This window comes from Pseudoduganella sp. jia 12, from assembly GCF_055502675.1.
Genome location: NZ_JBUXKP010000002.1, coordinates 51100 through 65572, shown reverse-complemented (window position 1 = coordinate 65572; position 14473 = coordinate 51100). Strand labels below are relative to the sequence as shown.

The 14473-nt window shown below is 64.1% G+C and carries 14 protein-coding genes; 3 read left to right on the top strand and 11 right to left on the bottom strand.

What is annotated here, in order from left to right; all coding sequences use genetic code 11:
• Positions 1-3: 3 nt before the first annotated feature.
• From ACY65G_RS03450 to ACY65G_RS03440, 3 genes are read right to left on the bottom strand one after another with little or no spacing between them, the layout of a single operon-like run.
• Positions 4-999, bottom strand: coding sequence for an NADP-dependent oxidoreductase (locus ACY65G_RS03450; protein WP_464995962.1), 996 nt, complete (start codon positions 997-999; stop codon positions 4-6).
• Between the two features lie 14 nt (positions 1000-1013).
• Positions 1014-1793 (bottom strand): SDR family oxidoreductase, encoded by a 780-nt coding sequence (locus tag ACY65G_RS03445; RefSeq protein ID WP_464995961.1) that lies wholly within the window; start codon positions 1791-1793, stop codon positions 1014-1016.
• A gap of 1 nt (position 1794) precedes the next feature.
• Positions 1795-2097 carry a Dabb family protein gene (locus ACY65G_RS03440; RefSeq protein ID WP_130189565.1) on the bottom strand — a complete coding sequence of 101 codons (303 nt, stop codon included), beginning with the start codon at positions 2095-2097 and terminating at the stop codon, positions 1795-1797.
• Between the two features lie 275 nt (positions 2098-2372).
• Here ACY65G_RS03440 and ACY65G_RS03435 point away from each other — a divergent pair, with 275 nt between their 5' ends.
• A complete protein-coding gene (locus tag ACY65G_RS03435; RefSeq protein ID WP_464995960.1) occupies positions 2373-4079 on the top strand; it encodes an MFS transporter in 1707 nt (568 codons plus the stop codon).
• A 248-nt stretch (positions 4080-4327) separates the two neighbouring features.
• On the top strand, positions 4328-4870 hold the full coding sequence (locus ACY65G_RS03430) for an N-acetyltransferase family protein (protein WP_464995959.1): 543 nt from the start codon (positions 4328-4330) through the stop codon (positions 4868-4870).
• Here the strand turns inward: ACY65G_RS03430 and nadC are convergent.
• The 7 genes from nadC to queE all read right to left on the bottom strand — a co-directional run bounded on the left by nadC (position 4835) and on the right by queE (position 11385).
• On the bottom strand, positions 4835-5752 hold the full coding sequence (gene nadC / locus ACY65G_RS03425; protein ID WP_464995958.1) for a carboxylating nicotinate-nucleotide diphosphorylase: 918 nt from the start codon (positions 5750-5752) through the stop codon (positions 4835-4837). The two genes, ACY65G_RS03430 and nadC, sit on opposite strands and share 36 nt — an antisense overlap.
• Positions 5749-6903 carry a quinolinate synthase NadA gene (nadA, locus tag ACY65G_RS03420; protein ID WP_464995957.1) on the bottom strand — a complete coding sequence of 385 codons (1155 nt, stop codon included), beginning with the start codon at positions 6901-6903 and terminating at the stop codon, positions 5749-5751. The genes nadC and nadA overlap by 4 nt, the downstream gene beginning before the upstream one ends.
• A 174-nt stretch (positions 6904-7077) precedes the next feature.
• Positions 7078-8676 carry an ABC-F family ATPase gene (locus ACY65G_RS03415; protein WP_464995956.1) on the bottom strand — a complete coding sequence of 533 codons (1599 nt, stop codon included), beginning with the start codon at positions 8674-8676 and terminating at the stop codon, positions 7078-7080.
• Between the two features lie 89 nt (positions 8677-8765).
• The gene (gene ldcA / locus ACY65G_RS03410; protein ID WP_464995955.1) at positions 8766-9683 is read right to left on the bottom strand and encodes a muramoyltetrapeptide carboxypeptidase; all 918 of its coding nucleotides are present in this window, start codon (positions 9681-9683) and stop codon (positions 8766-8768) included.
• 45 nt (positions 9684-9728) lie between these two features.
• Positions 9729-10298, bottom strand: a complete 570-nt coding sequence (gene tadA / locus ACY65G_RS03405) for a tRNA adenosine(34) deaminase TadA (protein ID WP_464995954.1) — start codon at positions 10296-10298, stop codon at positions 9729-9731.
• Positions 10291-10737, bottom strand: a complete 447-nt coding sequence (gene queD / locus ACY65G_RS03400; protein ID WP_464995953.1) for a 6-carboxytetrahydropterin synthase QueD — start codon at positions 10735-10737, stop codon at positions 10291-10293. Before queD ends, tadA begins: the two co-directional genes overlap by 8 nt.
• 12 nt (positions 10738-10749) lie before the next feature.
• Entirely contained in the window at positions 10750-11385 is a 636-nt protein-coding gene (gene queE, locus ACY65G_RS03395) for a 7-carboxy-7-deazaguanine synthase (protein WP_464995952.1), read from the bottom strand.
• Between the two features lie 307 nt (positions 11386-11692).
• Between queE and ACY65G_RS03390 the strand changes: the two genes are divergently transcribed.
• Positions 11693-12685: a sensor domain-containing diguanylate cyclase gene (locus tag ACY65G_RS03390; protein ID WP_464995951.1), complete on the top strand. Its 993-nt coding sequence runs from the start codon at positions 11693-11695 to the stop codon at positions 12683-12685.
• Positions 12686-12698: 13 nt separating this feature from the next.
• On the opposite strand, the gene ACY65G_RS03385 is transcribed toward ACY65G_RS03390, so the two are convergent.
• On the bottom strand, positions 12699-14411 hold the full coding sequence (locus ACY65G_RS03385; RefSeq protein WP_464995950.1) for a DUF4214 domain-containing protein: 1713 nt from the start codon (positions 14409-14411) through the stop codon (positions 12699-12701).
• Positions 14412-14473 lie beyond the last annotated feature (62 nt).

Sequence of the window (14473 nt, the reverse complement as noted above, 5' to 3'; positions counted from 1 at the left end):
CACCTAGACCAGTTTTACCAGTTGCTTGCCGAAGTTGCGGCCTTTCAGCAGGCCCATGAACGCCTCGGGCGCGGACGACAGGCCCTGCGACACCGTCTCGCGGTACTTGAGCCGCCCCGCCGCCACCAGTGCACCCAGCTCGGCCAGGCCTTCCGGCCAGCAGTCCAGGTGCTCGGTGACGATGAAGCCGCGCAGCATGATGCGGTTCGCCAGCAGCAGCCGCACGTTACGTAGCGGGATGTCCGCGCCGTCGTAGCCGGCGATCATGCCGCACAGGGCCACGCGGGCAAACGGGTTGGTGCGCGCCAGTGCGGCGTCGAAGACTTCGCCGCCCACGTTCTCGAAAATGCCGTCGATACCGTCCGGCGCGGCGGCTTTCAGGTCGGCGCGCAGGTTGCCGGCCTTGTAGTCGACGCACGCATCGAAGCCGAGTTCGCGCACGACGTAGTCGCATTTTTCCTGGCCGCCGGCGATGCCGATGGCGCGGCAGCCACGCAACTTCGCCAGCTGGCCGACGGCACTGCCGACGGCGCCGCTGGCCGCGGACACGCACACCGTCTGGCCGGGTTGCAGTTCGAGGATGCGGTTCAGGCCATACCACGCCGTCATGCCGGGCATGCCGACCACGCCGAGGTGGGCGGACAGCGGCACGCTGGACGTATCGAGCTTGCGCAGGCCGGTGCCGTCCGAGACGGCCATCTCGGCCCAGCCGCCCATCGCGGCCACGAATTCCCCGGGGGCGAACGACGGGTGCCGCGACGAGACCACTTCGCCGACGGTGCCGCCGATCATGGTTTCGTCCAGCGCCTGGGGCGCCGCGTAGCTGCGGGCATCGTTCATGCGCCCGCGCATATAGGGATCCAGCGACAGGTAGTGGTTGCGGATCAGCAGCTGGCCGTCGGCCAGTTCAGGTACCGCTACCGTCTCCAGGCGGAAATGCCCGGGGTTCACTTCTGCTTGCGGGCGTTCCGCCAGCACGATTCTCTGGTATGTGTTCATTTCAATCAATCCTTTCAGACGGCCGAGACACCGCCATCGATGGCGAGGATCTGGCCAGTGATATGCCGCCCGGCACGCGAGGCGAACAGCACGACGGCGCCTTTCAGGTCGTCGTCGCCGCCCAGGCGGCCCAGCGGCGCGTCGGCAGCCAGGCGTTCACCCATTTCCCGCAGCAGGCCATGCGTCATCTTCGACGGGAAGAATCCCGGCGCGATCGCGTTCACGTTGATGCCGTAGGCGCCCCATTCGCCGGCCAGCGTGCGCGTGAAATTCACGATCGCGCCTTTCGACGTGTTGTAGGCCAATGTCTTCATCGTGCCCGGCGGGTTGCCGGACAGCCCGGCGATCGACGCGATGTTGATGATGCTGCCGGCACGGCGCGGGATCATCGAACGGCGTCCGACCGCCTGCGTGAGCAGGAAGACGCCGCGCACGTTCAGGTCCATCACCTTGTCCCATGCCTCGGGCGGCGTGTCCTCGGCCGGCGCGGCCCAGCCGGCACCGGCATTGTTGACCAGGATGTCGATGTGGCCGAGCCTGTCGATCGCTGCCATGGCCAGCGCATCGGCGGCGGCCGGATCGGCGAGGTCGGCCACCACGCCCTGGGCGGCGACGCCCTGTGCCGCGAGCGCAGCCAGCGCCTCGTCGATGCCCGCCTGCTTGCGCGCGCTGAGGACAACCGCGGCCCCCTGTTCGCCGAGCGCCAGCGCCATTTGCAGCCCCAGCCCGCGCGAGCCGCCCGTCACCAGGGCGGTCTTTCCCGCCAGGCTGAAGAGCTCGCGCACGGCCGTCATGTCATACCTCGTAGTCCATGCACTGGCGGCCTTCGCGCACCGCTGCGATGAACGGCTTGAGCGCCACGTGCTGCGGATGGTCGAGATAGGCGTCGAGCGCCGCCTTGTCGGCGAATTCGGAGTACAGCACTACGTCATACGTGGCTTCCAGGCCCGGCTGGGCCAGCACCACTTCGAACGTGCCCATGCCCGGCACCAGGCCGATGCACGCATCGAGCAATTCCTTCACCTTGCGGGCATTGGTGGCACGGTCGGCGCCTTCCGCTTCATCCTTCAGCTTCCACATCACGATGTGCTTGATCATTCTGCATCCTTGTTGTTTGCATAAGCGTACGAGCGCGGGAGGATACCACAGCGCCGGCGGCTGTCCCGGGCAAGCCGGTATCTGTCAGTTTCGTGTAAGTTTCAAGAAAGAATCGCGTAAGTTTCGGCGCCCACACTGGCCTGGGGAGGAGAGGCGGCTGGCAGGCCGCCTCCGCTACGCAGGCGTGAAGCGAGGCTTCCCGAATTCCCTACTACGCCAACATCATAAAACCGGAATCACCGGACGGCACAACCGATAAACTGGAGACTACTATCATGGCTAGCACATCTGGCACCGCGGATCCGCGGAACCTTGGGGGCAAGGGCAAGTCGACGCCAATGACAAAGGAGGAAAAGAAGGTCATCTTTGCATCGTCGCTCGGCACCGTGTTCGAGTGGTACGATTTTTACCTGTACGGTTCGCTTGCATCGATCATCGCCAAGCAGTTCTTCATCGGCGATCCGACCACTACCTTCATCTTCGCGCTGCTGGCATTCGCCGCCGGCTTCATCGTGCGCCCGTTCGGCGCCGTGGTGTTTGGCCGCCTGGGCGACATGATCGGCCGGAAGTACACGTTCCTGATCACGATCCTGCTGATGGGCCTGTCCACGTTCATCGTCGGCCTGCTGCCCGGCCATGCATCGATCGGCATCGCCGCGCCGATCATTCTCGTGACCTTGCGCATCCTGCAGGGCCTGGCGCTGGGCGGCGAATACGGGGGTGCTGCCACCTACGTGGCCGAGCATGCGCCCGAAGGCAAGCGCGGCCTGTTCACATCGTGGATCCAGACCACGGCCACGATGGGCCTGTTCCTGTCGCTGCTCGTCATCCTGGCCACCCGGACCGCCGTCGGCGAGGAGGAATTCCAGGCCTGGGGCTGGCGCATCCCGTTCCTTGTTTCCGTTCTGCTGCTCGGTATCTCGGTGTGGATCCGCATGACGATGCAGGAATCGCCGGCGTTCGCCAAGATGAAGGCCGAAGGCAAGACGTCGAAGGCGCCGCTGTCCGAAGCCTTCGGCGAATGGAAAAACCTGAAGATCGTGATCCTGGCGCTGATCGGGCTGACGATGGGCCAGGCCGTGGTGTGGTACACGGGCCAGTTCTATGCCCTGTTCTTCATGGAGAAGATCCTGATGATCGAATCGGCCACCGCGAACATCCTGATCGCGGTGGCGCTGCTGCTGGCCACGCCGTTCTTCGTGATCTTCGGCGTGCTGTCGGACCGGATCGGCCGCAAGTGGATCATCCTGGGCGGCTGCCTGATCGCCGCGCTGACGTACTTCCCGATCTTCAAGGCGCTGACGCACTACGGCAACCCGCAACTCGAAGCCGCCCAGACCAACTCGCCGGTGGTGGTGGTGGCCGATCCGGCATCCTGCCACTTCCTGTTCAACCCGACGGGCACCTCGAAATTCCCCTCGTCGTGCGACATCGCGACCGGCATCCTCTCGGCTTCGTCCGTGAACTACACGCGCCAGGATGCGCCGGCCGGCACGGTCGCGTCGATCAAGGTGGGCGACAAGCAGCTGACATCGTTCAACGCCGCCATGACGGCCGATAACCTGAACTTCGATGCGGCCAGCAAGGCGCAGGAAACGGCGTTCAAGGCCCAGGTCACTGCGGCCATCCGGGACGCCGGCTATCCGGCCAAGGCAGACCCGGATCAGATCAACAAGCCGATGATGGTGCTGTTCCTGTTCATCCTGGTGCTGTACGTGACGATGGTGTACGGACCGATCGCCGCGATGCTGGTCGAGATGTTCCCGACCAAGATCCGCTACACGTCGATGTCGCTGCCCTATCACATCGGCAATGGCTGGTTCGGCGGCCTGTTGCCGACCACCGTGTTCGCGCTGGTCGCGTTCAAGGGCGATATCTACTACGGCCTGTGGTACCCGATCGTGGTGGCGCTCGTCACGTTCGTGATCGGCGCCCTGTTCGTGCGGGAAACCAAGGATCGCGACATCTACGCTGCCGACTGATTTCGTGGGACGGCGCTACGGCGCCGTGCAGTTTGGGCCACCTTCGGGTGGCCTTTTTTACGGCCGGGCTGGTCGCAAAACAACGCTGGACAAGGGCGGGGACTGTCCCCGTTTTTGAGCAACAAATCCAGGCGACTGATTTTTCACGAAAATTTCTCGTGTCGGCACGATCGAACTGGTTGTATTACAACAGCGGGGACAGTCCCCGAATTTTGGCAACTTTTTCCCTATCGCCCTTAAAATGTCTGATGAACAACGAACTCGACAATATTCCGATGCGTGGACCTGGCCTGACGATCCGCCCGTTCGCGCTCGCCGGATGGCCCGCCTGGCGCGCCCTGCGACTGCGAGCGCTGGCCGATTCTCCCGAGGCGTTCGCGGTAACGCTGGCCGATGCGCAGGCGCGTCCCGACGAGACCTGGGAGGCGCTGCTGGCGGAAACGCTGGCGTCGGCGCAGCACCTGCCGCTGCTGGCCGTTGCCGGCGACGAGCCGGCGGGCCTGGCCTGGGCGCGGCACGAAGACGGTATCGTCACGCTGTACCAGGTGTGGGTGGCGCCGGAGCACCGCGGCCGCGGCATCGCGCATGCGCTGTTGTCGGAGGCGATCGGCTGGGCACGCGGGCAAGGTGCGCAGGCGGTGGAACTGGACGTGACCGTGGGCGATACGCCGGCCGTGCGGCTCTACAAGCGGATGGGATTCGAGGCAGTGGGCGCTCCTGTCCCGATGGAGGACAGGAGCGGGCGCCGCGGCGGCCTAGCCGAGCAGGCGATGCGTTTGCGTCTGGGGTGACGATGCGCCCAGCGCGCCGTCGACGATGCGCAGCGAATAATCGGTGGCCTTGATGTCCTTCGTCAGCGCGCCGATCGAAATGCGGTGCACCCCGGTTTCTGCGATGGCCCGCACGGTGTCGAAATTGACGCCGCCCGAAGCTTCCAGCAGTGCGCGCCCGCGGTTGACCTGCACCGCTTCGCGCATCGAGGCCAGGTCGAAGTTATCCAGCAGGATCGACGTGGCGCCGGCCGTCAGCGCTTCTTCCAGTTCGACGAGGTTTTCCACTTCGACCTGGACGGAGACGTTGCCGCCGACCCGCTTGGCCATCACCAGCGCGGACGTGATGCCGCCGGCCGCCGCGATATGGTTTTCCTTGATCAGGATGCCGTCGTACAGCGCCAGCCGCTGGTTCTGGCCACCACCCACGCGCACCGCGTACTTCTGCGCCAGGCGCAGGCCGGGCAGCGTCTTGCGCGTGTCGAGGATGGCGGCATGGGTGCCGGCGATCGCCTCGACATAGCGGCGCGTGGCCGTCGCCACGCCGGACAGCAGTTGCAGGAAATTGAGCGCCGAACGCTCGGCGGTCAGGATCGCCCGCGACGGCCCGACCAGCGTGCACACGGGCGTATCGGCTTTCATGATGTCGCCTTCGGCGTAATGCCATTCGATGCCGATCGCCGCATCCATGGCATGCATGATGCCCTCGAACCACGGCGCGCCGCACAGTACCGCGTCTTCGCGCACGATGACGCGCGCAGCCGAGCGGCTGGCCTCGGGCACGAGGTTGCCGGTCAGGTCGCCCGTGCCCACGTCTTCCAGCAGCGCGGACAGCAGGTTGGCTTCGAAGGCCTGTTTCAGGGCCGGATCGAACGGCGCGAACTTATTCAACAAGGTACTCATGCGGGTCCGATTCCAGAGAACAGTTGTGCTTCCTTTGCCAGGTCGGCGCCCGGCGCTACCCTGGCCTTCTTCGCGGCGGCGAAGTCCAGCATCCGGTTGATCGACACCTTGGCCTGTTCGCCCACGGCCGGATCGACGTGGATCTCGTTGGAGAGGTTTTCCAGCACGTCGGCCAGGTTGCGCAAGCCGTTCATCGCCATCCAGGGGCAGTGCGCGCAGCTCTTGCACGTGGCGCTGTTGCCGGCGGTCGGCGCTTCGATGAATGTCTTGTCCGGCGCGGCAAGGCGCATCTTGTGCAGGATGCCGTTGTCGGTGGCGACGATGAATTTCTTCGCCGGCAGGCTGACGGCGGCGGCGATCAGCTGCGACGTGGAGCCGATCACGTCGGCATGGTCGACGACGTTGGCGGGCGACTCCGGGTGCACCAGCACTTTCGCATCCGGGTGCTCGGCTTTCAGCAGGTCGAGTTCGACGCCCTTGAATTCGTCGTGCACCAGGCAGGAGCCCTGCCACAGCAGCATGTCCGCGCCGGTCTGCTTCTGGATGTAAGACCCCAGGTGCTTGTCCGGCGCCCACAGGATCTTCTTGCCTTCGTCGTGCAGGTGCTGGACGATATCGAGGCCGATCGACGACGTGACCATCCAGTCGGCGCGCGCCTTCACGGCGGCGCTGGTGTTGGCGTAGACGACGACGGTGCGGTCCGGATGCTGGTCGCAGAACGACGCGAATTCATCCGGATCGCAGCCCAGGTCCAGCGAACAGGTCGCGTCCAGGTCGGGCATCAGGATGGTTTTTTCCGGCGACAGGATCTTCGCCGTCTCGCCCATGAACTTCACGCCCGCCACGACGAGCGTCTTGGCCGGATGGTCGCGCCCGAAGCGCGCCATCTCGAGCGAATCGGACACGCAGCCACCGGTTTCCTCGGCCAGGTCCTGCAGGTCGCCATCCACGTAGTAGTGGGCAACCAGCACGGCATTGCGTTCGCGCAGCAAAGTGCGGATGCGCTCCTTCAGCAGGATCTTTTCATCGGCCGGCACCGGGGCCGGCGTGCGGGCCCAGGCGTGGGCCACGCAGCTGCCGCCCTGCTCGTTCTCCTCCAGCAGCGGCTTTTCGTATTCGACGGTCTTTATTGGTATGGCTACGCTGTTCATCGCTTTCGTCTCTAGCAGATTATTCTCGCAACTGTTCGGGACCTCGCCAAAGCGTAATGAGCGACGCCAGGCCTGGTTGAGGAACGCAGCCGTACTTTACGTACGGTCGGTCCGCCGCTGCGGCGTACCGCAGACCGGCGGCTGGCGTCGCGCAATCGCTTTATCGAGGTCCGCTTAGTTGATGCCCTGGCTGGTCAGGTACTCTTCGTAGTTGCCGCGGAAGTCGACCACTTCGTTTTCCTTGATCTCGATGATGCGGTTGGCCAGCGATGACACGAACTCGCGGTCGTGCGACACGAAGACCAGCGTGCCGGCGTATTTGTCCAGCGCGATGTTCAGCGATTCGATCGATTCCATGTCCATGTGGTTCGTCGGTTCGTCGAGCAGCAGCACGTTGTGGCGGCCCAGCATCAGCTTGCCGTACATCATGCGACCCTTCTCGCCACCGGACAGCACGCGCACGGATTTTTTCACTTCGTCGCCGCCGAACAGCAGGCGGCCGAGGATCGAGCGCACGGCCTGGTCGTCGTCGCCCTCTTTCGTCCAGCGTCCCATCCAGTCGGTCAGGTTCGCGTCCGTGGCGAAATCCTCGGTCGGATCCTGCGGCATGTAGCCGACGTTGGCGTTCTCCGCCCACTTCACGAAACCGGTATCGGGCTGCAGGCCGGCCAGCTCGCCGGCGATGCAGCGCAGCATGGTGGTCTTGCCCGCGCCGTTGGCGCCGATGATCGCGATGCGTTCGCCCGCCTCGACCAGGATGCTGAAGTTATTGAACAGCGTCTTGTCGTAGGTTTTCGAGATGCTGTCGACTTCCACCGCCAGGCGGTGCAGCTTCTTCTCGCCTTCGAAGCGCACGAACGGGTAGGCGCGCGAGGACGGCTTGATATCCTCGACCTTGATCTTGTCGATCATCTTGGCGCGCGAGGTTGCCTGGCGTGCCTTGGACTTGTTGGCCGAGAAGCGGCGCACGAAGTCCTGCAGTTCCGCGACCTTTTCTTTCGCCTTGGCGTTGTTGGCCAGCTGCTGGTTGCGCGCCTGCGTGGAAGCGAGCATGTACTCGTCGTAGTTGCCCGGGTAGATCTTCAGCGTGCCGTAATCCATGTCGGCCACGTGCGTGCACACCTGGTTCAGGAAGTGGCGATCGTGGGAGATGATGATCATCGTCGAGTTGCGCTGGTTCAGCACATCCTCGAGCCAGCGGATCGTATTGATGTCCAGGTTGTTGGTCGGTTCGTCGAGCAGCAGGATGTCCGGATTCGAGAACAGCGCCTGCGCCAGCAGCACGCGCAGTTTCCAGCCCGGCGCCACGGCGCTCATCGGCCCCTGGTGCAGTTCGATCCCGACACCGGCGCCCAGCAGCAGTTCGCCGGCGCGCGCCTCGGCCGTGTAGCCGTCGTATTCGGAAACCTTGCCTTCCAGGTCGGCGGCTTTCATGTAGTCGTCGTCGGTGGCTTCCGGGTTCGCGTAGATCGCGTCGCGTTCCTGCATCGCTGCCCACATCTCGGTGTGGCCCATCATGACCACGTCGAGCACGCGCATTTCCTCATACGCGAACTGGTCCTGGCGCAGCTTGCCCAGGCGCTCGTTCACGTCGAGCATGACGTTGCCGGCCGACGGCTCCAGGTCGCCGCCGAGGATCTTCATGAAGGTGGACTTGCCGCAGCCGTTGGCGCCGATCAGGCCGTAGCGGTTGCCGTCGCCGAACTTGACGGAGATATTCTCGAACAGCGGCTTGGCGCCGAATTGCATGGTGATGTTTGCGGTGGATAGCACTGATGAGCCCTTGCGTTGATGTATTTCAATGAACCGCGCATTTTATCATTTCCATTGCCTCCCTGGCACGGGGCAGGCAATGGCGGCCGTCACGGTTGCGGCCGGGCCAGCGTCGGATAGTCGGTGACGGTCAGATCGAAGCCTTCGGCATCCGACTGCAGGCGTGCGAGGCCGCCGAACGGCAGCGTGCAGCGGTGTTTCACGTGCCCGAACGGCAAGCCGGTGAGCACGGGGATCGGCAGCGTTTCGCGCAGGTAGGCCAGCATCGCGTCGAAATCGTAGCCATTGTCGAACGGGGCCAGCCGGTAGCCGGAAAAGTCGCCCAGCACCAGCGCGCGCTGGCCTTCCAGCGCTCCCGCATACAGCAATTGCAGCACCATCCGCTCGACGCGATAGGGGTGCTCGTTGATGTCCTCGATGAACAGGATGCCGTTGGGGATGCGCGCGAAGTACGGTGTGCCGACGAGGTGGTTCAGCATGGCCAGGTTGCCGCCCCACAGGCGCCCTTCGACATCGACGGCCGGATTGCCGGCACCGGTGCCGCGCACCGTGTGCTCCGGGCCGCGCAGGCAGTCCCAGAACTGGTCGAGCGTGTATGCCACCGGTTCGTCCCGGATGAAATCGTCGCAGATCATCGGGCCTGCAAAGCTCTTGCGCCCCGTTGCCGCGTACATGCCCATGTGGAAGGCCGTGAAATCGCTGTAACCGGTAAACAGCTTGCCGCTGTCGGCCATCAGCGCGAAGTCGATGCGCGGCAGGATGCGCGATATGCCATACGCACCGCGCAAGGCGATGACGACCTGTACGTCCGGGTCGCGTGCCGCCGCTTCCAGTTGCGCCAGCCGGCCGGCATCGGTGCCGCCGAAGCGCTGGAACTTGTCGGCCGGGCGGTAATAATCGTGGACGGTGCAGCCTTGCTGTTCGAGGCGGGCGATGCCGCGCGCGAGCGCGGCTTCGTCGAGGGCATAGCCGCCCGGGGCGGCGATCGCGATACCGATGTTGTTCAATGTAGATCCCGGCTGGTGCTGGTGCTGGTCATGGGCGGGGCCATCTTACTCGCCGGTACCGCCGTCAGCAAGGCGCGTGGCGACGATCGCCTGGCGCCCCATCTCCTTGTCGCGTTCTGCCCGCGCGGCGCGCGATGCGGCGCGGCGGCTGGCGAAGAAGTCTTTCAGCAGGTTGCCGCACTCCCCATCGAGCACGCCGCCGACGGCCTGCGTGTGATGATTCAGCTGCTCCGACGCGTACAGGTCCACGACCGAGCCGGCGGCGCCGGTCTTGGGATCCCGTGCGCCGTACACCACCTTCGCAATGCGCGCATGCATCATCGCGCCCGAACACATCACGCAAGGTTCCAGCGTGACGTACAGCTCGCAGCCGGGCAGCCGGTAATTGCCGAGCGCCTGGGCGGCCGCCCGCAACGCCACGATCTCGGCATGCGCCGTGGGATCGTGGCCGGCGATCGGCTGGTTGAAGCCGCGCGCGATGACGACACCATCCTTCACGACCACGGCGCCGACCGGCACCTCGCCGAGGTCCCATGCGCGCCGGGCCTCCACGAGGGCTTCACGCATGAACGTTTCACCGTCAGTCGGCACACCGCCAGCCCGGACTTCAGGCATCGGTGATCTCGGCCCAGCAGTTCGGGGTTTCGTGCAGCACGAGCTTGTGCAGTTTCAGGCCGGTGCCATAGCGGTCCTTGTAGGCCGCCTTCAGGATGCCGAAGGCCACGGCCGCCAGGTTTTCCACGGTGGGAATGCGGTCGATGACGACGGTCTTGTGGCCTGGCAGCGATGCGAGGAATTCCTTCACGGCCCCGTCCTTGTCGTACACGAGGAAGGCATGGTCCCAGACGTCGACGAGGTGCTCCTTGGCGAGCGCCTTCACGTCGGAAAAGTCCATGATCATGCCGTTGTCGGAATTGCCTTCGGCGGAGATCACCTCGCCGGCCAGCGTGATTTCGAGCGTATAGCGGTGGCCGTGCAGGTTGCGGCACTGGCTTTTATGGTCGGGAATGCGGTGGCCGGCATCGAATTCCAGCTTGCGGGTAATGGTCAGCATAGGAGAGGCAATTCAGGGAATGTTCAGGAGTTTGTGGGTCTGCAGCGACAGCTTCCATCTCGGATTGCGCTTGCACGTTTCGATCGCCAGTGTAGTGTTGAAGGCGGCCAGCGGGCCATCCATCGGCTGGACGAAGAAATTCTCGAAATCCAGGTGCTCGTAGTCGGCGAGATCCTGGTTTGCCTGCGGGATCACCACTTTCAGTTCGTTGCCTTTCGACACGACGAGCTGCGAGCCGACCTTCGGGCTGACGCACACCCAGTCGATGCCGGGCGGGACGGCAACCGTGCCGTTGGTTTCGATGGCGATCGTGAACCCCGCGACATGCATGGCATCGATCAGTGGCGCGTCGAGCTGCAGCAGGGGTTCGCCGCCGGTGAACACGACATATTTGCTGGCCGGCCAGGTATCCGGCCAGAGGCCATCGATCACGGCGGCCAACGCCTGCGGCGTGGCGAACTTGCCGCCCCGCTCGCCGTCCGTGCCGACGAAATCGGTGTCGCAGAACTGGCAAATGGCGCTGGCACGGTCGCTTTCGCGGCCGGTCCACAGGTTGCAGCCGGCGAAGCGGCAAAACACCGCCGGTCGGCCCGCGTGGGCACCCTCTCCCTGCAGCGTGTAGAAAATTTCCTTGATACTGTAAGTCACGTTGAATCCTGTTGAGCCAGGCCGCCGGCAACGATGGCAGGCGGCAATGGCCGAATGGCGAACCCTCGATTATATGCCAAAAGCCTCGCCTGCCGTAGCGGCCGCGCGGTATCGGCTGTCCACACCAGGGATGGCCGGCTGCTCCGCGCCGTGACACACTTTCCGCCCCGCTCGCTCCGAGCTTCTCGACCGCACGTTTGTTCTTGATCAAATTATGGCGCCATACCGCAATGCACAATCGGGACTCAACGCAAGAATAGCTGGAATAACGATCAACATGACAATCGCTTCCACCGCAAGGGCGCCCATGAACAATTTGGAGAAAGCAGAGCACCTGATGGACTTCCCCCACGCGAGCCAGTCACAAAGCGAGGCGTTCAGGCTGCTCGAGCTGCTGGCCATTCCGGCATTCGTGCTCGATGGGCGCGGCCGCGCGATCGTGTGGAACCGCGCGTGCGAACGCCTGACAGGGGTATCGGGCTACGAAGTGCTGGGCAGTGCCGACACATGGCGTTGCTTCCACCATGACGAGCGCCCCACGCTGGCCGACCTCGTGGTGCAGCGGCGCACCGACGAAGCGGCGTCGCTGTACGATGCGCACATTCGCGCGTGCGAGGAGCATGGCCACCTGAGCGCCGAAGGCTGGTGCGACATGCCCAACGCCGGCAAGCGCCGCTACCTCGCGGCGGACGTGAGCCCGATCTGCGACGAAAACGGCCGCCTGGCCGCGGTAGTGGAAACGCTGCGCGACATGACGGAGGAAAAGCAGGCCCAGATCTCGCTCGAACAGCTGGCTACGCGTGATGGCCTGACAGGCCTGGCGAACCGCCGCTGCTTCGACAACACGCTGCATGCGGAATGGCAGCGCGCCATGCGCCAGCACCAGCCGCTGTCGCTGCTGATGGTGGACGTGGACAATTTCAAGCAATACAACGACGTTTACGGCCACGTGGGCGGCGACGAATGCCTGCAGCGGATCGCCGGCGCGGTGTCAAAGGAAATGCGCGCGAACGACCTGGTGGCGCGTTACGGCGGCGAGGAATTCGCGGTGATCCTGCCCAACCAGTCGCTGAAAGGCGCGGCCATCGTCGCCGAGCGCATTCGCTGCAGGGTCGAACGGCTGCAGTTGCCGAACCGGGGCGCAACAAAACCGTTCGTGACCGTCAGCATCGGGGCCGCCACCGCGTTGCCTGCGCCGGAATGCGATCCCGCGCAACTGCTGACGACGGCGGATGCGGCACTGTACCGGGCCAAGCACATGGGGCGCAACCGCATCAGCCTGCCCCGCGAGGCGCCGTAGCCTGACCGGTGGCTCAGGCCGCGATCGTGAACTCGACGCCTTGCTCGATGACCCCGGCCAGCCGAACCTGGAGTTCGTTCGATTCGGAGAAGTTGACGAGTAACTGCGCATCGGACATGCCATTGGCGAGGTGGGCCAGCCAATGCTGGAGACCCGCTTCCTCGTGCGGCCGCTCCAGCGCATTGAGGTAAAGCTGCGCGACGAATTGCGCATCATGGCCGTTCCCGTAGACGCTTGCGAACTCATCGCTGTTGGCGAATCCCGCCGCCACGTTCAACAGGTCCATCCCGTTATCCATCAGCTTCAGCCAGAAGCCCATGCCGGCGACGTCCGGCGCACGGTTGAACGCCGTCTCGTAAAGGCGATAGATCTGGCCCGCATGGCCGGTACCGTCGAGCGCCACGCCGGAACCATCCGCAAAATGCAGACGCTCCACGTTCCACAGCGTGCTGGCGGTACCGGTTGCCGCATCCCGGACCGTGTAGCCATCGGCCGCCTGCACCTCGTAATTCGCCCTGGCGCCGCCGAAGACCACCACGTCCCGGCCGGCACCGCCGTCGATGCGTGCGCTGGCAGCGGGTGCGGCCATGATGTCGTTGCCGTCCGTGCCCGAACGCTGGACAACCTCGACAAAAGCATCGAGGCCCAGCGTACGGTCGGCAAAGCGCAGGTTTTCGATGCCGCTCAGCAGGTCCACGCCGTCACCGGACACCGTGAGCCTGTCGCCTTCGCGCAGCACCGCATAGCTGCTGAAATTCTTCGTGAACACCACGGTGTCCTGCCCGGCCCCGCCGCTGATGGTGTCGTTGCCCAGACCCTGGTGAAAAACGTCCGAGCCCGCGCCTCCGGTCAGACGGTTGCCGGCAGAATTCGCATAGAACGTGGTGCCACCCGATCCGCCAATGGCACTTTCGATCGTCACGCCATAGGCGATCGACACGTTGCTCAAACCTAATCCCGTCTCGCTGAATGAACCGGCGTTCAGATTGATCACGGTCGCACCCGTGCACGCGGAGAAATCGATCGTATCGTCTCCACCCGCATCCCAGATGCACATCGGCGCCGCATTCCTGGCAAGGCCATACACATCGTTCCCGGCACGATAGGCCATGTTGGCACCGTACAGATACTGGACTGCCTGGATGTCGTACATCATCAACGTCGACTGGAACTTGTAATTGAGCTTATAACTGACCGGATCGTTATAGGACATCAACGTATAGTCGCCGTTGTCTGTTGCCGACGGCAGGAACGGCCCATCGCTCCCGGACCCGGCAGCATCGTAGTCGCCAGGATGCTTCAGGCCCAGCATATGGCCTATTTCATGCATCAAGATCGTCGGCGCATAACTGCCGGCCGAAAAATCCGCCATGTAGGAAGTGTTGTTATTCGAATACATCTGCACAGCGTCGATGCCGGGATACGGCAGGTAGGCATAGGCGCTGCTGCCGGTCTGGCTGTTCGTGCCGAACTGAAGATCGCCAGCATCCCGAGCCACTTCGACAAAAGAAATGTCCGCCACGCTCGCCCATTGCGCCAACGCATTCCGCACGGCTGTCTCCTGGGGTGCGGACATCGCGGCGAAGCCTGAGCGGTCATCGGCGGAAGCACCGAATGGCGCGTGTGTCAGGAAGCCGTAGGTCAATGTAATCGGCGTACGAGCCGTGGTATTCCAGCTACTGTAGAGAAGTGCGTCGATGGCGATGTTGCCAGTGGTGAAACTCATGTCTGCTCCGGAGGTCTTAGAACGGCCGGATTGGATCATAGCACGCGCAAAGATTCCAAGCG

Coding starts and splice junctions, on each gene's coding strand:
- tadA (WP_464995954.1), bottom strand. CDS start 10,298: ATGCCTGAAGTCCGGGCTGGCGGTGTGCCGACTGACGGTGAAACGTTC.
- nadC (WP_464995958.1), bottom strand. CDS start 5,752: ATGAGTACCTTGTTGAATAAGTTCGCGCCGTTCGATCCGGCCCTGAAA.
- queD (WP_464995953.1), bottom strand. CDS start 10,737: ATGCTGACCATTACCCGCAAGCTGGAATTCGATGCCGGCCACCGCATT.
- ACY65G_RS03450 (WP_464995962.1), bottom strand. CDS start 999: ATGAACACATACCAGAGAATCGTGCTGGCGGAACGCCCGCAAGCAGAA.
- ACY65G_RS03435 (WP_464995960.1), top strand. CDS start 2,373: ATGGCTAGCACATCTGGCACCGCGGATCCGCGGAACCTTGGGGGCAAG.
- ACY65G_RS03445 (WP_464995961.1), bottom strand. CDS start 1,793: ATGACGGCCGTGCGCGAGCTCTTCAGCCTGGCGGGAAAGACCGCCCTG.
- ACY65G_RS03390 (WP_464995951.1), top strand. CDS start 11,693: ATGAACAATTTGGAGAAAGCAGAGCACCTGATGGACTTCCCCCACGCG.
- ACY65G_RS03440 (WP_130189565.1), bottom strand. CDS start 2,097: ATGATCAAGCACATCGTGATGTGGAAGCTGAAGGATGAAGCGGAAGGC.
- ACY65G_RS03430 (WP_464995959.1), top strand. CDS start 4,328: ATGAACAACGAACTCGACAATATTCCGATGCGTGGACCTGGCCTGACG.
- ACY65G_RS03385 (WP_464995950.1), bottom strand. CDS start 14,411: ATGAGTTTCACCACTGGCAACATCGCCATCGACGCACTTCTCTACAGT.
- nadA (WP_464995957.1), bottom strand. CDS start 6,903: ATGAACAGCGTAGCCATACCAATAAAGACCGTCGAATACGAAAAGCCG.